Raw genomic sequence first — 17,519 nt, forward strand, 5'->3', positions numbered from 1 at the left:
CCAACTCTCCGCCCCAAGCCTCCGCCCCAAGCCTCCTCTCTGGCGCAAACTCTCGCAGCTTGTGCCGCACTGGTTGCAGTTGTAACGGGGCCGCTTCCCAAGGAGACCTCCCCATGCGCGTCGGCTGCCCCACCGAAATCAAGAACCACGAATACCGCGTCGGCCTGACGCCCGAGAGCGCCCGCGAGCTGGTGCTGCAGGACAATGAGGTCTGGATCCAGAGCGGCGCCGGGCTGGGGATCGGCGCGACCGATCTCGAATACGAGGCCGCCGGCGCGCGGATCACCGACGGACCCGATCCGATCTTCGCCGAATGCGAGATGGTGGTGAAGGTCAAGGAACCGCAGGCCGAGGAGCGCGCCAAGCTGCGCGAAGGGCAATTGCTCTACACCTATCTCCACCTCGCGCCCGATGCGCCGCAGACCGCCGATCTGGTCAAGTCGGGGGTCACCGCGATCGCCTACGAAACCGTCACCGGACGCAATGGCTCGCTTCCGCTGCTCAAGCCGATGAGTCAGGTGGCGGGGCGGATGAGCGTCCAGGCGGGCGCTTCGGCGCTCGAGAAGGCGCATGGCGGGCGCGGCGTGCTGCTCGGCGGCGTCCCGGGCGTGATGCCGGGCAAGGTGATCGTGATCGGCGGCGGCGTCGTCGGCTTCAACGCCGCGCAGATGGCGGTCGGTCTGGGCGCCGATGTCACCATCTTCGACCGCGATCCCGAGGTGCTCGAGAAGGTCGGCACCCATTTCGAAGCGCGCGCCTCGACCCGCTTTTCGAACAAGGCCAATCTCGACGAGGCGGTCTGCGAAGCCGATCTGGTCATCGGCGCGGTGCTGATCCCCGGCGCCTCGGCGCCCAAGCTGGTCAGCCGCGACATGCTCAAGTGCATGAAGCCCGGCTCGGTGCTGGTCGATGTCGCGATCGATCAGGGCGGGTGTTTCGAGACCAGCCGCGCGACCACCCATGCGGATCCGACCTATGTGGTCGACGACGTGGTTCATTACTGCGTCGCCAACATGCCCGGCGCGGTGGCGCGGACCAGCACCTATGCACTCAACAACGTGACGCTGCCGCACGCGCTGCGGATCGCGCGGCTCGGCTGGAAGGAAGCGATGCGCCGCGATCCCTATCTCGCGGAAGGGCTCAACGTCCACGCCGGTTCGGTGACCTACGAAGCCGTCGCCACGGAACTGGGCTACGACTACCGCGCGGTCGCGGACGTGCTGGCGGAGTAGTCGTCAGGCGCTGCGGAACGGCGCGAGCAGTTCCGGCCTGACCCGCAACGGGCGGCCGCTGGCGCGGTCGAGCATCGCCCAGGTGGTCGCCGCCGAGACCACCAGCCGCCCCGCCGCGTCGTGGAAATCGACCCGGCGCAGCGATTTGGCGCCGCGCGGCTCGCCCTCGATCCAGGTGGTGGCGGTGGCGCTTTCGCCTTGCGCGATGTTGCCGCGATAATCGATCTCGTGCCGCACCACGAGCCAGACCACCGCCGCACGGTCTTCGGGCCGGGCGACCGCATCCCAATGCGCAGTCGCCATGTCCTGGATCCACTGCACCCACACCGCATTGTTGACGTGCCCCATCACGTCGATGTGCTGGGGCTCTGCGGTGAAGGTCTTCTCGAAGCGGTCCGCCAACGAAACTACTGCGCCTCGCCCATCTGCCACAGGATGAAGGCGACTTCCTCTGCGGTTTCGTAGATCGACTGGAACCGGCCCGACTTGCCGCCATGCCCGGCGCCCATATTGGTCTTGAGCAGCAGCGCGTTGTCGTCGGTCTTGGTCGCGCGCAGCTTGGCGACCCATTTGGCCGGCTCCCAATAGGTCACCCGCGGATCGTTGAGTCCTGCGGTCACCAGCAGCGGCGGATAGTCCTGCGCCACCACCTGATCATAGGGGCTGTAGGAGAGGATATAGGCGAAGGCCTGCTTGCTCTCGATCGGATTGCCCCATTCGGGCCATTCGCCCGGGGTCAGCGGCAGATCGGCGTCGAGCATGGTGTTGAGCACATCGACGAAGGGCACATGCGCCACCACCGCACCCCAGAGATCGGGATCGGTGTTGATCACCGCGCCCATCAGCTCGCCCCCGGCGGAACCGCCCGAGATGCTGATCTTGCCCTTTTCGGTGTAGCCCGCTTCGACCAGCCCCTTCGCAACATCGACGAAATCGTTGAAGGTGTTGGTCCGCTCGTTGAGCTTGCCCGCGAGATACCATTTGCGGCCCAGATCGTCGCCGCCGCGGATATGCGCGATGGCATAGGCATAGCCGCGATCGACCAAGCTCAGCCGCGTGGTCGAGAAGCCCGGCGGCACCGCATAGCCATAGGCGCCATAGGCATAGAGATGGAGCGGCCCGCTCTTGGGACGATCCTTGCGCATCACCACGCTGACCGGCACGCGGGTGCCGTCGCGCGCGGTGATCTCGAGCCGCCGCGTGGTGTAGAGCGAGGGATCGTAGCCGCTGGGGATTTCCTGCTGCTTGAGCAGTTCCAGCTCGCCGCTGGCGACGTGATAGTCGTAGACCGAGTTGGGCGTGACCATGCTCTCGTAGGACAGGCGCAATCTATCCTGGTCGTATTCGGGATTGTCGGACAGGCCGGTGTTGAAGCTGGCTTCGGCGAAGGCGACCGGCTTGACCAGCGCGGGATCGGCGTAATCGCGGATCTGGATCTGGTCGAGGCCGCTGAGCCGCCCTTCGGTGACGTAAAAGTCCTTGAACAGCGAAAAATCGGTGAGGTAGAATTCGTCCGAGCCCCCAATCAGCGTGCTCCATTCGCCGGGCGCCGCGAGATCGGCGGTGGCGAGGCGGAAATTGACGTGCTCGTCATTGGTGAGGACGAAGACTTTCCCGTCGCGAATATCGACATCGTATTCGACGCCCTTGCGGCGCGGGGCGACCAGGATCTGCTCGCCGGTCGGGTCGTCGGCGCGCACCAGCCGCACTTCGCTGGTCTCGTTGTCGCCGGTGGCGATGATCAGCCAGTCTTCCTGCGCGGAAATGCCCGCCCCGACCCGGAAACCGTCGTCCTGCGTCTCGCGATAGAGCTCGACATCCTCGCTTACCGGCGTTCCCAGAACATGCAGCGTCGCATCGTGCACGCGCCAATTGTCGTTGGCGACGCCATAGACCAGCCCGCGATCCTCCATGACCCAGACGAGGCCGGACAGCGTGCCGGGGATTGTGTCGGGCAGCAGCTCGCCGGTCTCCAGATCCTTGATCCGGACGTCGAACCGCTCGGAGCCGTTGTCGTCGGCCGAATAGGCGAGATAGCGCCCGTTGTTGCTCACCGAGAAGGCGCCGAGGCGGAAATATTCCTTGCCCTCGGCGAGCGCGTTCTCGTCGAGGATCAGCTGCGGATCGCCGCCCGCCACCGACTTGCGGTAATATTTGCGATATTCCGCGCCTTCCTCGAATTCGGACCAGTAGAGATAGTCGCCCTGCCGCTGCGGAACGGTGGAATCGTCCTCCTTGATCCGCGCCTTCATCTCTTCGAACAGCGTATCGACCAGCTTCTGCTGCGGCTTCATCTGCGCTTCGAACCAGGCGTTCTCGGCGTTGAGATAGGCGAGCACATCCGCGTCATCGACCGTGGGATAGGACTTGTCGTGCAGCCAGTTGTAGGGATCGGCAATGGTGATTCCGTGGCGCGAGTAGGAATGATCGCGCTGCTCGGCGATCGGAGGAGATGTCGGCGGGGGAGAAGTCGGCGGAGAAACGGATTCGGGCACGGAGTTCCCTTTGAGAATTTGGGCGGGGGTCTGGGCGGTGAGAGGGGCGGCGAGCGCCAGTCCGGCGGCACACAACAGGCTGCCAATACGCACGAAAACCATCGCTGATCCCTCCCCTGCGGCGCAAGCGGTGGAAAGCCGGGCTGCGCATCGCTATGTCGGGCGGGATGATTATGCGGCTGCGCCGCGCGCCGCAAGCGCCGAGTCGAGCAATCGCCGACCGGCCCCGATGAAAGGTCCAAGCCGATGCTGATGAACACCCATGAAGCCCGCCTCGACGCCCTGCGCAAGGAATTGCAGCGGCGCGACCTCCAGGGCTTCGTCGTCCCGATCTCCGACGAGCACATGAGCGAATATGTCGGCTCCTATGCCCAGCGGCTGCACTGGCTGACCGGCTTTGCCGGCAGCGCCGGCAGCGCGGCGGTGCTGGCGGGGCAATATTCGGGCAAGGGCGCGGCGATGTTCACCGACGGGCGCTACACCGTCCAGGTGCGCGAACAGGTGGATGCGAACCTCTACGATTACGAGGATGTGCCCGCCACCGGCCCGGCGAAATGGATCGCGAAACACGCTCCGAAAGGCGCGCGGATCGGTTACGACGCCTGGCTTCACGGCGTAGAATGGGCCGAAGCGGCAGCGAAGGAACTGGGCCGCAAGGGAATCGAGCTGGTCCCGCTCGACGGCAATCCGATCGACGCGGTGTGGGAGGATCGCCCGGCCCCCTCTCTGGCGCAGGCCGTGCCGCACGACGATCGCCTCGCCGGTCGCTCGAGCGCGGACAAGCGCAACGCCATCGCCGACTGGCTGAAGGAGGAAGGCTATGATGCGACTGTCGTCACCGCGCTCGATTCGGTCGCCTGGCTGATGAACATGCGTGGCGCTGATATCGCCAACACCCCGGTCGCGCTGTCCTATGCGCTGGTCCGCGCCGATGGGACGGCGGATCTGTTCATCGCGCGCGACAAGGTCTCGCCCGAACTCGCGCAGCATCTCGGCAATGCGGTGACCGTGCGCGATCGCGCCGATTTCGTGCCGGCGCTGGAAGGGCTGGCGGGCAAGAGCGTGGCGGTCGATCCCGACCGCGCGGTGGCCGGCATTTTTCACGCGCTGGAGAAGGCTGGGGCCACGGTCAACAGGGCCGAAGATCCCGCAGTCCTGCCCAAGGCGATCAAGACCCCCGCCGAACAGCAGGGCCATCGCAACGCGCAGGCGCGCGACGGCGCGGCGGTGGTGCGCTTCCTGCGCTGGATCTCGGAGAATGCGCCCTCGGGCGAAGTGGACGAGCTCACCGCCGCGGCTAAATTGCGCGAGTTCCGCGGGCTCAGCCCGGACCTGAAAGACACCAGCTTCGATACCATCAGCGCCGCGGGCGGTCATGCCGCGCTGCCGCATTACAAGGTGGACGAGCAATCCAACATCCCGATCCCGCCCTCGAGCATCTTCCTGTGCGATTCGGGTGGGCAATATCTCGACGGCACCACCGACATCACCCGCACCGTCTGGGTCGGCCCCGGCGAGCCGACCGCCGAGATGATCGATCGCAACACCCGAGTGCTCAAGGGCCATATCCAGCTGGCGCAGGCGCGGTTCCCGCTCGGCACCAATGGCGGCCAGCTCGATACGTTGGCGCGGATGCATCTGTGGCAGGCGGGGGTCGATTACGGCCACGGCACCGGCCACGGCGTCGGCAGCTACCTCTCGGTCCACGAAGGTCCGCAACGGATCTCCAAATCGGGCGGCGCCTTTGCCGGGACCGATACCCCGCTGGCCGCGGGCATGCTGCTCTCGAACGAGCCGGGCTATTACAAGCCGGGCGAATTCGGGATCCGGATCGAGAATTTGGTGCTCACGGTAGAAGTCGATATCGACAATGCCGAAGGCGCGTGGCTCGGCTTCGAGACGCTGACTTTCGTGCCGCTGGATCGCCGGCTGGTCGACAAGGGCCTGCTCACCCAGAGCGAGGTCGAGTGGTGGAACGCCTATCATGCGCAGGTGCGCGCCATTCTGGCACCGCAGCTGGAGGGCGGCGATCTCGAGTGGCTGGAAGCGGAATGCGCCGCCTTGTAACCGGACTCATGTTCGCGTAATGTTCCCCGGGTCGCGAGTCGTCTGGGAGTAAAGCGCATGCTGGGATATGTTACGGTCGGAACCAACGACCTCGAACGCGCCGCGAAGTTCTACGATGCCCTGGCCAAGGAGATGGGGGTCGGACGGATGATGGAGTTCGACAGCTTCATCGCCTGGGGCGAGATGGACGGCGCAGCCGGGATCGCCGCGACCAAGCCCTTCGATGGCAAGGCTGCAAGCGTGGGCAATGGCATGATGGTGGCGCTGCAGGCGAAAGACACGGCGCAGGTCCACCGCCTACACGAGATCGCGCTTGCCCATGGCGGGACCGACGAGGGTGAACCTGGCCCGCGCGGCGAAGCGGATCCACAGGGCAATGTCTTCTATGCCGCCTATTTCCGCGATCCGGACGGCAACAAGCTGAATGCCTTCGTGATGGAACGGGCGAGCTAGGATGGCGGGCCCTCGCCGGCTCGAGGAGAGCTTCGTCCATCTCGGATTGGGGGCCACCGCTGTTCCCCAGCCCGCCTTTGCCGGCGGGATGGAATGGTACGAAGGCTACGGCGCGCGCCACGGCGAGGACGGGCGCGAAGGGCGGCTGGTCTCGCAATACAGTTTCACCGAGGATTGGCCGAGCTGGGAGATGCATCCGCACGGCAGCGAGCTGGTGATCTGCACTGCGGGCGCGATGGTGTTGACACAGGAATGGCCCGATGGTCGGCGCGAGACTGTGGCGCTGGAGGCTGGCGATTACGCCATCAATCCTCCGGGCGTCTGGCACATCGCGGATGTGTTCGAGCCCGCGACCGCGATCTTCATCACTGCCGGCGAAGGCACCGAGCACCGGCCACGTTAAATTTTGCGCTGGGACTTTCGCGCGGATGAACGGCGCGCTGAGCGCGATACAAATTGCGACACTTTCGCCCGGGGCGGGCATAATCCTGCGACACGGGTGCCGTAGAAGCGGGAGCATGAGTTGCGGCGGTCCGGTGCCCCCCTCCCGGCGCTGCCGCAGCTCTCCCGATCGAACCGAACCGGAGTACGCCCCCATGAAGACCCCCAGGAAAACCATCGCCCTCACCCTTTCCGCCGCCGCGCTCGCGCTGGCGGGTGGCAGTGCCGCGCTTGCCGACAATCACGGTCGGACCAAAGCCGACGCCAATGGCGATGGACGAGTGACGCTTGCCGAAATGCAAAGCCACGCCACCGCCATGTTCGCGCGGATGGACGCCAATTCGGACGGCGTGATCGACGCGGCCGACCGCACCGCGCGTCAGGCGGCGCGCTTTGCCGCGATGGATGCCGACAACGACGGCGAGGTCACCCAGGCCGAGATGCAGGCCGCTGGCGAGGCGCGCCGCGCACAGCGCCAGGCGCGCCAGCAGGAACGCATGGCCGAACGCCGCACAAAGATGGCCGAGCGCGGCGCAGCACGTTTCGCCCGCCTCGATACCGACGGTTCCGGCGGCTTGTCGCAAGCCGAAATGGCTCCGGCCCGAGAGGCGCGCGGCGATCGCGGAGAGCGCGGCGACCGTGCCGAACGCCGGGGCAAACGCGGCGATCGCATGGGTCGTGGCGGACGCGGTGGCCAGGCGATGGGTGGCATGATGCTGCGCATGGCCGACACCGACCAGGACGGTGCGATCACCCGCGCGGAGTTCGACAGTGCGATCGCAACGCGCTTCGCCCGCGTCGATGCCGACGGCAATGGCGCGATCACCGCGGAAGAACGCCAGGCCGCCCACGCCCAGATGCGAACCCAGATGCGCGAGCGGATGCAGCAGCGGCGTGCGGGTCAGGCGCAGCAGTAAGGCTTGTCCAACCGGATGCGCCGACGCTAGGCGCAGGACCGACCCGATGACCGATCCTGCGCCCACCTCAATACTCCTCGTCGACGACGAGGCGACCTTGCGCGAACCCCTGGCCGAGTATCTCACCGGCCAGGGGTTCGTCGTGAGCGAGGTCGCCAGTGCCGCCGCGGCGCGCAGCCGACTGGCGAGCGAAACCCCCGACATCGTCCTGCTCGACATCATGATGCCCGGCGAGGACGGTTTGTCGCTGTGCCGCCATCTCGTCGAGAACCGTCGGCTGCCGGTCATCCTGCTGACCGCGCGCGGCGAAGCGACCGATCGGATCGTCGGGCTCGAGATCGGCGCCGACGATTACGTCACCAAGCCCTTCGAACCGCGCGAGCTGGTGGCGCGGATCCGTTCGGTCCTGCGCCGCGCGGGACGAAGCGAAGCGCCCGGATCTTCCGAGCAAGGATACAGCTTCGACGGCTGGACTCTCGATCCGCTCAAGCAGAGGCTCGCCGATCCCGAGGGCGTGACCGTGCCGCTCTCGACCGCCGAATTCCGCATGCTGCGCGCCTTTTGCGACCATCCGCGCCAAGTGCTCGACCGCGACATGCTGCTCGACCTCGTTCAGGGGCGCGAGGCGCATCTGTTCGACCGCGCGGTGGACAATCAGGTCAGCCGCTTGCGGCGCAAGATCGAGACCGACAGCCGCAATCCGGATTACATCCAGACCGTCCGCGGCGGCGGCTACCGCTTCGCCGCCGATGTAACCCGCGGCGCGATCGAGGTTGGCTAAGCCGATGCGACTGATCCCGCGCAGCCTTGTCGGCCAGACACTGCTTGCGGTCGCGGTGGCGCTGATCGTGGCGCAGGCGATTTCGGCAGCGCTGCTCTATCGAGCCGCCGAACAGCGCCGCGATACCGCGCTACTCAATACGGCCGCCTTCCATCTCGTCGCCGGGCCGGCGAGCCCGCGCAGCGCGGAAGACCGACGGGCACGGCGTCAGATCCGCCAGATGGTACAGGCGGCGCGCAGTCCGCATCGCGACGATGGCCTGCGACGCCTGCCGCGCCGCTTGCGTTACATCATTCAGGACGCTTCCCCGCTGCTCCCCACCGAGCGGCGCGACGCCGAAAGCGAAACGGGGATCGATGCGATCCTCTCGGCACAGGGTGTCGATATCGCCGAACTCGTGGTCACCACGCGGAGCGCCGAAGCCGACCCCCTGCTTGCCACGGCTGCGCAGCGCCAGCCGCGCCTGCGCAACGCGCTGGCCGGGCGTCAGCCGGAGCTGCTCGTCGTCGGCCTGCGCCGCGAGGGCGACGCGCAATGGGAAGTCGCACGGGTGCTGGACCCGCCGCGCGAGGGCCGTTTCCTCGGCACGCTGCTGTTGCAGACCGCCATCCTCGTCGCGGTGCTGATGGTGCTGCTGTGGTTCGTTCTGCGCCGGATCGCGCGTCCGCTCGACGCGCTGGCGGACAGCACCCGGCGCTTCTCGGGAACGGGCGCGCCCGAACCGCCGCTGGCGCTCAGTGGGCCGGAGGACATCCGCCGCCTGATCGCCGCGCACAACGCCATGCAGGCGCGGATCGGCTCGATGCTCGACGAGAAGGATGTGATGCTCGGCGCCATCGGCCACGATCTCAAGACCCCGCTCGCCGCGCTGCGCGTCCGCATCGAGGGCGTCGAGGACCCCGGTGCGCGCGCCACCATGGCCGCGACCATCGAGGACATCACCCGCACGCTGGACGAGATCCTCCAGCTGGCGCGCATCGGCCGCAGCGATGTCGCCGCCGAACGCACCGAGCTCGGCGCGCTGGCTGCGTCGGTGGTGGAAGAGTTCGAGGACATGGGCGAACCGGTGACGATCGAGCAGCACGGTCGCATCCCCGCACCGGTGCGGATCACCTGGATCAAGCGCGGCTTGCGCAATCTGATAACCAATGCCCTGCGCTACGGCGGTTCGGCCGCGATCACCGTGTTGCGCGAGGGCGACCATGCGGTGCTGCGCGTCGAGGACGAGGGCCCCGGCATTCCCGAGGACCGCCTCGCCGAAATGCTCGAGCCCTTCACCCGCGGCGAAGCCAGCCGCAACCGCGACACCGGCGGCGCGGGACTGGGCCTGGCGCTGGCGCGCGCGGTGGCCGAACAGCATGGCGGCACGCTGGTGCTCGCCAACCGACCCGAGGGCGGATTGCGCGCCGAGTTCCGCCTGCCGACCGGCTGACCCCTGGCGCGGCGGGCAGCGGACGAGCTTGCGCCCGGACGGCGCCGGTCAAGCATCTCGACAGGACAGCAGCAGTGTCTAAAGGAGGCGGACGATGAGTGAGCGCACGCCTATGGTCCTGCTCGACGATGCGCGCAGCGAGGGCGCAGCGGCAGCGCTGGCCTATGCCGCTCCGCTCGCGACCTTCGTCGCCCGCCGCCCTCAGGATGTTGCCGATGTGCTCGCCGCCGCCGATGCCGCGCGGCGCGAAAAGGGCAAGCCGCTGGCGGGTTATATCGCCTATGAGGCCGGGCTGGCGCTGGAGCCGCGGCTGGCGCCGCTGGCCGAGGCGCGCAGCGGGGCAATGGGCCCGCTGGTCTGGCTGGGGCTGTTCGACGAGCCGGAGCGCATTGCCGCCGCCGACATGCCCGCCTGGCTGGCAGAGCGATCCGACCCGCAATCCGCTGGCCGCCCCAGCCTCGGTCCGCTCGATCCGCAAATCTCGCAAGGCGCCTATGATGCGGCTTTCGCGCGATTGCAGGGAGCGATCCATGCGGGCGATATCTATCAGGCGAACCTCACCCTGCCACTCGTCGGCGGTTTCACGGGCGATCCGCTGGCGCTTTACGCCGCGCTGCGCCCGGCGGCGCAAGCCGGTTACGGCGGGCTGGTGTTCGACGGGCATCACTGGCTGCTCAGCCTTTCGCCCGAGCTGTTCGTTTCGCTCAAGGACGGCGAAGCCAGGGCCAAGCCGATGAAGGGCACGCGCCCGCGCGGGGCGACCGAGGCCGAAGACCGCGCGCTGGCTGGCGAACTGACGGCGTCGGACAAGGACCGGGCCGAAAACCTGATGATCGTCGATCTGCTGCGCAACGATCTCAGCCGGGTGGCGCAAGCCGGCAGCGTATCCGTCGACGAGCCCTTCGCGGTCGAGAGCTATCCCACGGTGCACCAGATGGTCACCACTGTCCGCGCGCGCCTCGCCGACGGGATCGGACCGCAGGATCTGCTGCGTGCGCTGTTCCCCTGCGGCTCGATCACCGGCGCGCCCAAAATTCGCGCGATGGAACTGATCGACGCGATCGAGCGCGATGCGCGCGGCCCCTATTGCGGCGCCATCGGGCGGATCGATGCGGATGGCGATGCCGCGTTCAACGTCGCCATCCGCACGCTGCGGCTGACCGAGATCGAGAACCAGCGCGGCAAGGCGGTGCTCGGCGTCGGCGGCGCGATCGTGGCCGATAGCGATGCGAGCGTCGAATGGCGCGAGGCGCAATTGAAGGGCGGGTTCGCTCGGGCCAGCGGGCCCGAACGCGCGGCGCCGGGTTTCGACCTGATCGAGACGATGCGGTTCGAGCCCGAGAGCGGCATCGCGCTGCTCGAACTGCACCTCAAGCGCGCCAAGGACAGCGCGCGGCAATTGGGCTTCGCCTTCGACCGGCACGAAGCGCGCAATCACATCCAGGCGTTGTGCTTCGATCTCGCTACGCCGCATGCCATCCGCCTGCGGATCGCGCGCGGCGGGGCGATCGCGCTCGAGGCGCGCCAGCCACCCGCGCCCGAGGAAGCGCCGATCGACTGCATCCTGCTGCCGCTGCCGGTCGATCCGGGCGACTGGCGGCTGCGCCACAAGACCAGCGACCGCGGCTTCTACGAGGCCGCGCGCAAAGCGGCGGCGATGGCGGGTGCGGGCGAAGCGCTGTTCCTGCGCGACGAAGGGCTGGTGACCGAGGGGGCGATCGGCAATATCTTCGTCGAGCGGGACGGCAAGCTGCTCACTCCGCCCGCCGCGCTCGGCCTGCTGCCCGGCGTGCTGCGCCAGTCTCTGCTCGACGCAGGGCGCGCACGCGAAGCCGAACTCACCCTCGACGATCTCGAACACGGCTTTCTGCTCGGCAATGCGCTGCGCGGGCTGCAACCGGCAAGGCTCCTGACATGACTCCCACCATCCTGTTCGAAGACGGCGAAGCGCTGGTCATCGACAAATCCGGCGGCTTGCCGGTCGAGCGGCCGCGCAAGGGCGGGCTGGCGCTGGAGGACCATCTCGAGGCGCTCAAGCTCGGCTTTCAGCGCGCGCCCGTCCCGGTCCACCGGCTCGATACCGACACCAGCGGGTGTCTGCTGCTGGCGCGCAACCCGAAGTCGCTCAAGGTCTTCTCGCGGGCGTTCGAGGAGCGGCTGGTCGAGAAGCGCTATCTCGGCGTGCTCGCGGGCGTGCCGGAACAGCGCGAGGGAACGATCGAGCTCGCGCTTAGCAAGATCAGCAGCGAGGAAAAAGGCTGGCGGATGATCCCCGCCAAAAAGGGCAAGCAGGCGATCACCCATTGGCGGCTGCTCGACAGCCGCGATGGTTATGCGCTGGTCGAGTTTCGCCCCGAGACCGGGCGGACCCACCAGATTCGCGTTCACGCCGCCTCGGGGCTTGGAATCCCGCTGCTCGGCGATCCGGTCTATGGCAGCAAGGCGGGCCGGGCGCGAACAATGCTCCATGCCGCCGCACTGACAGTCCCGCGACCTGGTAAGGACGCCGTTGCCGCTACCGCGCCGCTGCCGGCGGACTTCGCCGCACTCGGCTTTACCGATGGGTAGGGTGGCCGATCGCGCGTTGGAAATTGCGGAGGAGAAGTTCATCGCTTCCTCCGGCCCCGGCGGGCAGAACGTCAACAAGGTCGCGACCGCGGTGCAATTGCGCGTCGACGTGTTTCAGATCGGCATGCCGCCCGAGGCCTTCGAGCGGCTGAAGATGCTGGCGGGAAGCCGGCTGACGCAGGATGGCGCAATCGTGCTGACCGCCAACGAGCACCGCACCCAGGAGCGCAATCGCGAGGCGGCGCGGGTGCGGCTGGTCGCATTGCTCGACGAAGCGCTCACTCCGCCCAAGAAACGCCGCAAGTCGCGGCTCAACCGGATCGGCAAGACCCAGCGGCTCAAGACCAAGAAGGAACGCGGCGCGGTCAAGGCCAAGCGCGGTGCGGTGCGCCCGGGATCGGACTGGTGACGGCTTGACTTTGGCGGGCGATTCGCGCAATGGCCCCAGCTTGACGGGCGGCGCGATGCGTCGCCTCCTGTTTTTCAAACCCATGTTATTCGGGGCCCGGCCCCTCTCGACACAGATTAGGACCGCGTCATGGCGAAGCCCGCAACCGTCAAGATCAAGCTCGTCTCGACCGCCGATACGGGCTTCTTCTACGTCACCCGCAAGAACCCGCGGAACACGACCGAAAAGATGACCTTCCGCAAATACGATCCGGTCGTGCGCAAGCATGTCGAGTTCAAGGAAGCCAAGATCAAGTAAGCCGACGACGTGCTGAACGCTGGGAACGCTCCGGGTTCAGTGACGGTTCAATGCTCCGGTCCCAGTAACCGGAGCATGAAAACCATGTCCTCGCTTTTCGCCTTCCCGATTCGCGCCGTTTCGGCGCTTGCGCTGGCCGCGGCTCTGCCGCTGGCGGCGGTCGTCGCTCCCGTGCCTGCCGAGGCCGCCGCGGGCGATCTCGACAAGGCGGTCGCCGCCTTGCGCGGCATCTCCACGCTCAAGGCCGATTTCACCCAGACCGATCGCCAGGGCCGCACGATCGGCGGCGAGCTGACGCTCAAGCGCCCGGGCAAGATTCGCTTCGAATACGACAAGAGCGCTCAGATGCTGGTCGTCTCCAACGGCAGTTCGCTCTATCTGGTCGATTACGAGGTCGATCAGGTCCAGCGCTGGCCGATCAGCAATTCGCCGCTCGGCGCGCTGCTCGATCCCAACCGCGACGTGAAGAAGTTCGGAAAGCTGGTTCCCACCAGCCATCCCGATGTGGTGAGCGTCGAGGTCCGCGATCCCAAGCGTCCCGAATTCGGAGTGATCACGCTGATCTTCAACCGCGATGCGGCTTCGCCCGGCGGGTTGAAGCTGACCCATTGGGTCGCGCTCGATTCGCAGAACCATCGCACCACCGTGCGCCTGCGCAATCACCGCTACGGCGTGTCTGTCGCCGACAGCGCGTTTCGCTTTTCCGACCCGCGCAAGTCGTCCCGTCGCCCGGGCTGAACGGCTGGTCGGCGAACTGCGCGCTGGCTGCGACCAACCGCGTCTCACCGTTCATTTTCGGTCAATCCGCCAGCGGCTAATTCTAGTTGCAGAGAGCGGTTGAAGACGGGTTTCCCCCCTGTTGCCCGAACTTCGCCAGACCGCTCTCGACTAGCGTGACGAACGCACAAAGGAACCCTCGCGCCAATGCCCCCGGCGCGAGGGTTTTCCTTTGTGTGCAGCTTGGCCCTCAGTCCGCCCAACCATAAGCGGCGCGGATGATGTCGTAGATCAGGTTCTGCTCGATGACCCCCCGCACGCGCTGTGCGCCGGGGCCCTGCCCGAAGAGCGCAACATCCTCGCCGCCATGGGTTTCCGAACCCAGTGGCACCAGCGACTGCTGGCGGGCCTTCACGCCGGTTTCCGGCATTGCCCGTTGCCCAGAGACCGCGCCCGGCCCATTGGCATAGCTCAACGTGGTATAGGGTTTGCCGTCGCTCGCCAGCGTTGGGCCATCGCCGGTATCGCCATCTTCGCCCCCGCCTTCGGGGGGGACCACCAGACCCAGGATGTCGTTGCCGCGCCGGGGATAGCCGCTGATGGTGAACACGTGGCTGTGATCGGCGGTGACCAGGATCAGCGTTTCGGCCGGATCGGTGTTGTCGATCGCGTATTGGATGGCGCGCGCGAATTCGACCGCTTCTTCCAGCGCATATCCGGCCTGGCCCGCGTGGTGGCCGTGATCGATCCGTCCGCCTTCGACCATCAGATAATAGCCCTGCGGGTCGGGCTTCAGCCGCGCGATGGCCGCTGCGGTCATGTCGGTCAGCGTGGGTTCCGTGCTGTCGGCGGTTTCCGCCCGGTCGACCATGTAGGTCATGTGGCTGGGCGAAAACAGCCCCAGAACCGGCTTGTCAGCGGGTGCGGCGGCGAGTTCGGCGGCGGTTCGCACGTAGCTGCCGCCGGTGCGCGCAACCCACTGGCGCGGCAGATCGCCGGCTGCATCGAGGCGCTGGCCCTTGCCGTCCTTGCCGTAGAATGCCGCGCGCCCGCCGCCCAGTGCAACGTCGAAATCGGCCTCGGCCAATTGCAGCGCGATATCGCGGCACATCTGTCCGCGCTGGCCTTCGGGAATGCCGATGTCGGCTTCCCAGTTGCGATCGACGCTGCGCGCATAGACCGAGGCCGGGGTGGCATGGGTGATCCGCGCGGTGCTGACGATGCCCAGCGCCAGGCCGCGCCGGGTGACTTCCTCACCGAGCAGCGGCAGTTCATGCCCAACGCCGCTGGCGCAATCGCCGCTGATCGATTCCGGCCCCATGCCCAGCATGCCGATCTTGGTCTTGACCCCGGAATGCATCGCGGTCGCAGTGCCGGCGCTGTCCGGCGTCTGGGCGTTGGTGTTGTAGGTTTTGACCAGCGCGACGTTCTGGAAATTCTCGAACGGCAGCACATGCTCTTCGCCCTGCTTGCCCAGCTTCTGCCCGGCGTAGATCCGCGCGGCAGTGATGGTGGAGATTCCCATTCCGTCGCCGATGAACAGGATCACGTTCTTGGCCTGTTGCGGTTCGGCGGGGACGGCGGCGGTCGCGAGCTCGGGCGCGGTGCCGGAGACACCGTAGCCCCCCTCGCTCGCCATCGTGCTGCAGCCACCGAGCGCCAGCGCGATCGCGGCGGTGATGCCGAGATTCCGGCCGAGATTCCAGGTGAGGGGCATCGCGATTCTCCTGTGGTGTTCGCCGCGCCCTTACGTGAAGCAGCGGTGCGACGAAACCGTGAAACTTGCCGCGCCCGGTGGCTCCGCCTAAGCGACAGCCATGGTCTCGATCGTCACATGGAACATCAATTCGGTCCGCCTGCGGATGCCGATCGTCGAACGCTTCCTCAAGGAGCATGCGCCCGATGTCCTGTGCCTGCAGGAGATCAAGTGCCAGGAGCACCAGTTCCCCTACGACGCGTTCCGCGCGCTGGGTTACGAGCATTTCGCGGTTCACGGGCAGAAGGGCTATCACGGGGTCGCGACCGTGGGCAAAATTCCGTTCCGCGATTTCTCGCGGCACGACTGGCAGGACAATGGCGAGGCGCGCCATATCGGGGTGGAACTGACCGATCCGGACCATCGTGGCATGGTGGTCGAGAACGTCTATGTCCCCGCCGGCGGCGATATCCCAGACCGCGAGCAGAACACCAAATTCGGCCAGAAGCTCGATTTCCTCGAACGCATGACCCGCTGGGCCGATGCGATCGACCGGCCCACGCTGATCGTCGGCGATTTCAACATCGCCCCGCTCGAAAGCGATGTCTGGAACCACAAGCAATTGCTCAAGGTCGTCAGCCATACCCCGCTCGAGGTCGACACGCTGCAGCGCTTCATGGATGCGCATGGCTGGGCCGATATCGGCCGCCAGCATATCGCCGCGCCCCAGCGCTATTACAGCTGGTGGAGCTATCGCGCGAAGGACTGGCGCGCGAACGATCGCGGACGCCGGCTCGACCATATGTGGGCGAGTCCAGAGCTCGCGAAACAGGCGATCGCGCATCGGGTGCACGAGGACGCGCGTGGGTGGGACAAGCCCAGCGACCACGTCCCGCTGGTGACGGAGTTCGCTCTCTGAACAGCCCCGCCTACGCGACCCCTTCGCCCGCGCGCCGCGCCGCGCAGGCGGTCGATGGTCTGCGCCATGGCTGGCCGTTGCGGATCGGGCAGGCGCCGCTGCTGCTGCCGGTGGAAACCGGTTATGGCGAGGACCTGCGCGGCGCGCGGATGCTGATCTCCGCGAGCCGCGCCGCCACGCTCAAGCTTGCCAATCAGCGCGATGCCGCGGTTCCGGGCGAGCCGGTTCTGCTGCGTGGCGCCGAGCCGTTCGATCTCTCGACCGCGCTGGCGGTGGGCGATCCCGCGCTCGATCTCGCCACGCCGATGAAGGGCCCGTTCAAAGCGCTGGCGCTCGACTGGGAAGACGCGGCGCGCGCCGCGCTCGAGCTGGCGCGGATCGCCGGCATCCTGCCCGCCTTCCTGGTCGATCCCGAAGGAGCGGGCGAACCCGTCGGCCTCGCGATCGAGGATCTGGCGGCGTTCAGCGACCCCTCGCGGCTGCGGATCGTCACCCGCGCGCGCCTGCCGGTGGCGGCAAGCGAGGATGCGCAGATCATCGCCTTTCGCAACTCCGCCGATTTGCGCGAACATGTGGCGCTGGTGATCGGCAGCCGCGACGCCGACCGTGCCCCGCTGGTGCGACTGCATTCCGAATGCCTGACCGGCGATGTCCTCGCCAGCCGCAAATGCGATTGCGGGCCGCAGCTCGACGGCGCGTTGGCGGCGATGGCCGAGGAAGCGACCAAGGGCGGCTGGGGGGTGCTGCTCTACATGCGTCAGGAAGGGCGCGGGATCGGGCTGATCAACAAGCTGCGCGCCTACCGCCTGCAGGATCAGGGGTTCGACACCGTCGATGCCAACACGCGGCTGGGCCTGCCCGACGAGGCGCGCGACTTCCCGACAGCGGTCAGAATGCTGGAACTCATGGGGATCGCCAGCGTGCGGTTGATGACCAACAATCCGGCCAAGGTGGCCGCGCTCGAGGCGCATCGCATCACGGTGACCGAACGCGTGCCGCATGCGCTGCCCGACAATCCGCACAACGCCCACTATCTCGCGACCAAGCGCGACCGCGCCGGACATTTGCTGCCCTGAGGGAAAGCGTCGCGGCGCA

17 protein-coding genes are annotated in these 17,519 nt (G+C 67.1%); 14 read left to right on the top strand and 3 right to left on the bottom strand.

What is annotated here, in order from left to right:
- The first annotated feature begins 113 nt into the window (after positions 1–113).
- Positions 114–1,232, top strand: coding sequence for an alanine dehydrogenase (gene ald / locus Q9K01_RS00765; RefSeq protein ID WP_305928306.1), 1,119 nt, complete (start codon positions 114–116; stop codon positions 1,230–1,232).
- 3 nt (positions 1,233–1,235) lie between these two features.
- Here the strand turns inward: ald and Q9K01_RS00770 are convergent, their stop codons facing one another.
- Complete coding sequence (locus Q9K01_RS00770; protein ID WP_305928307.1) at positions 1,236–1,634, bottom strand: acyl-CoA thioesterase; 399 nt, start codon at positions 1,632–1,634, stop codon at positions 1,236–1,238.
- A 5-nt stretch (positions 1,635–1,639) separates the two neighbouring features.
- Positions 1,640–3,829 carry a S9 family peptidase gene (locus tag Q9K01_RS00775; RefSeq protein ID WP_305928308.1) on the bottom strand — a complete coding sequence of 730 codons (2,190 nt, stop codon included), beginning with the start codon at positions 3,827–3,829 and terminating at the stop codon, positions 1,640–1,642.
- Positions 3,830–3,973: 144 nt separating this feature from the next.
- Between Q9K01_RS00775 and Q9K01_RS00780 the strand changes: the two genes are divergently transcribed.
- The 11 genes from Q9K01_RS00780 (at position 3,974) to Q9K01_RS00830 (ending at position 13,830) form a co-directional block, all read left to right on the top strand.
- The gene (locus Q9K01_RS00780) at positions 3,974–5,794 is read left to right on the top strand and encodes an aminopeptidase P family protein (RefSeq protein WP_305928309.1); all 1,821 of its coding nucleotides are present in this window, start codon (positions 3,974–3,976) and stop codon (positions 5,792–5,794) included.
- A 57-nt stretch (positions 5,795–5,851) separates the two neighbouring features.
- Positions 5,852–6,247: a VOC family protein gene (locus Q9K01_RS00785; protein ID WP_305928310.1), complete on the top strand. Its 396-nt coding sequence runs from the start codon at positions 5,852–5,854 to the stop codon at positions 6,245–6,247.
- 1 nt (position 6,248) lies between these two features.
- Positions 6,249–6,650: a cupin domain-containing protein gene (locus Q9K01_RS00790; RefSeq protein ID WP_305928311.1), complete on the top strand. Its 402-nt coding sequence runs from the start codon at positions 6,249–6,251 to the stop codon at positions 6,648–6,650.
- Between the two features lie 193 nt (positions 6,651–6,843).
- On the top strand, positions 6,844–7,605 hold the full coding sequence (locus tag Q9K01_RS00795) for an EF-hand domain-containing protein (protein WP_305928312.1): 762 nt from the start codon (positions 6,844–6,846) through the stop codon (positions 7,603–7,605).
- A gap of 46 nt (positions 7,606–7,651) precedes the next feature.
- Positions 7,652–8,386 carry a response regulator gene (locus tag Q9K01_RS00800; RefSeq protein WP_305928313.1) on the top strand — a complete coding sequence of 245 codons (735 nt, stop codon included), beginning with the start codon at positions 7,652–7,654 and terminating at the stop codon, positions 8,384–8,386.
- Between the two features lie 4 nt (positions 8,387–8,390).
- Positions 8,391–9,818 carry an ATP-binding protein gene (locus tag Q9K01_RS00805; protein WP_305928314.1) on the top strand — a complete coding sequence of 476 codons (1,428 nt, stop codon included), beginning with the start codon at positions 8,391–8,393 and terminating at the stop codon, positions 9,816–9,818.
- 94 nt (positions 9,819–9,912) lie between these two features.
- Positions 9,913–11,736, top strand: coding sequence for an aminodeoxychorismate synthase component I (gene pabB, locus Q9K01_RS00810; RefSeq protein ID WP_305928315.1), 1,824 nt, complete (start codon positions 9,913–9,915; stop codon positions 11,734–11,736).
- Complete coding sequence (locus tag Q9K01_RS00815; RefSeq protein WP_305928316.1) at positions 11,733–12,386, top strand: RluA family pseudouridine synthase; 654 nt, start codon at positions 11,733–11,735, stop codon at positions 12,384–12,386. Before pabB ends, Q9K01_RS00815 begins: the two co-directional genes overlap by 4 nt.
- Positions 12,379–12,795 (top strand): alternative ribosome rescue aminoacyl-tRNA hydrolase ArfB, encoded by a 417-nt coding sequence (gene arfB, locus Q9K01_RS00820; protein ID WP_305928317.1) that lies wholly within the window; start codon positions 12,379–12,381, stop codon positions 12,793–12,795. The genes Q9K01_RS00815 and arfB overlap by 8 nt, the downstream gene beginning before the upstream one ends.
- A 129-nt stretch (positions 12,796–12,924) precedes the next feature.
- Positions 12,925–13,092: a 50S ribosomal protein L33 gene (gene rpmG / locus Q9K01_RS00825; protein ID WP_290136235.1), complete on the top strand. Its 168-nt coding sequence runs from the start codon at positions 12,925–12,927 to the stop codon at positions 13,090–13,092.
- 75 nt (positions 13,093–13,167) lie between these two features.
- Positions 13,168–13,830, top strand: coding sequence for a LolA family protein (locus tag Q9K01_RS00830; protein ID WP_305928318.1), 663 nt, complete (start codon positions 13,168–13,170; stop codon positions 13,828–13,830).
- Between the two features lie 229 nt (positions 13,831–14,059).
- Here Q9K01_RS00830 and Q9K01_RS00835 read toward each other — a convergent pair whose 3' ends face one another.
- Positions 14,060–15,526, bottom strand: coding sequence for an alkaline phosphatase (locus tag Q9K01_RS00835; protein WP_305928319.1), 1,467 nt, complete (start codon positions 15,524–15,526; stop codon positions 14,060–14,062).
- Between the two features lie 100 nt (positions 15,527–15,626).
- Here Q9K01_RS00835 and xth point away from each other — a divergent pair, with 100 nt between their 5' ends.
- Positions 15,627–16,424, top strand: coding sequence for an exodeoxyribonuclease III (xth, locus tag Q9K01_RS00840; protein ID WP_305928320.1), 798 nt, complete (start codon positions 15,627–15,629; stop codon positions 16,422–16,424).
- Complete coding sequence (gene ribA / locus Q9K01_RS00845) at positions 16,373–17,500, top strand: GTP cyclohydrolase II (RefSeq protein WP_305928321.1); 1,128 nt, start codon at positions 16,373–16,375, stop codon at positions 17,498–17,500. Before xth ends, ribA begins: the two co-directional genes overlap by 52 nt.
- The last annotated feature ends 19 nt before the right edge of the window (positions 17,501–17,519 follow it).

Source organism: Qipengyuania benthica (assembly GCF_030717865.1).
In the GTDB taxonomy this organism is placed as follows: Bacteria; Pseudomonadota; Alphaproteobacteria; order Sphingomonadales; family Sphingomonadaceae; genus Qipengyuania; species Qipengyuania benthica.

Excerpts from the sequence above, each read along its gene's own strand:
- ald (WP_305928306.1), top strand. The coding sequence starts at position 114 with ATGCGCGTCGGCTGCCCCACCGAAATCAAGAACCACGAATACCGCGTC.
- Q9K01_RS00775 (WP_305928308.1), bottom strand. The coding sequence starts at position 3,829 with ATGGTTTTCGTGCGTATTGGCAGCCTGTTGTGTGCCGCCGGACTGGCG.
- Q9K01_RS00780 (WP_305928309.1), top strand. The coding sequence starts at position 3,974 with ATGCTGATGAACACCCATGAAGCCCGCCTCGACGCCCTGCGCAAGGAA.
- Q9K01_RS00785 (WP_305928310.1), top strand. The coding sequence starts at position 5,852 with ATGCTGGGATATGTTACGGTCGGAACCAACGACCTCGAACGCGCCGCG.
- Q9K01_RS00790 (WP_305928311.1), top strand. The coding sequence starts at position 6,249 with ATGGCGGGCCCTCGCCGGCTCGAGGAGAGCTTCGTCCATCTCGGATTG.
- Q9K01_RS00795 (WP_305928312.1), top strand. The coding sequence starts at position 6,844 with ATGAAGACCCCCAGGAAAACCATCGCCCTCACCCTTTCCGCCGCCGCG.
- Q9K01_RS00800 (WP_305928313.1), top strand. The coding sequence starts at position 7,652 with ATGACCGATCCTGCGCCCACCTCAATACTCCTCGTCGACGACGAGGCG.
- Q9K01_RS00805 (WP_305928314.1), top strand. The coding sequence starts at position 8,391 with ATGCGACTGATCCCGCGCAGCCTTGTCGGCCAGACACTGCTTGCGGTC.
- pabB (WP_305928315.1), top strand. The coding sequence starts at position 9,913 with ATGAGTGAGCGCACGCCTATGGTCCTGCTCGACGATGCGCGCAGCGAG.
- Q9K01_RS00815 (WP_305928316.1), top strand. The coding sequence starts at position 11,733 with ATGACTCCCACCATCCTGTTCGAAGACGGCGAAGCGCTGGTCATCGAC.
- arfB (WP_305928317.1), top strand. The coding sequence starts at position 12,379 with ATGGGTAGGGTGGCCGATCGCGCGTTGGAAATTGCGGAGGAGAAGTTC.
- rpmG (WP_290136235.1), top strand. The coding sequence starts at position 12,925 with ATGGCGAAGCCCGCAACCGTCAAGATCAAGCTCGTCTCGACCGCCGAT.
- Q9K01_RS00830 (WP_305928318.1), top strand. The coding sequence starts at position 13,168 with ATGAAAACCATGTCCTCGCTTTTCGCCTTCCCGATTCGCGCCGTTTCG.
- Q9K01_RS00835 (WP_305928319.1), bottom strand. The coding sequence starts at position 15,526 with ATGCCCCTCACCTGGAATCTCGGCCGGAATCTCGGCATCACCGCCGCG.
- xth (WP_305928320.1), top strand. The coding sequence starts at position 15,627 with ATGGTCTCGATCGTCACATGGAACATCAATTCGGTCCGCCTGCGGATG.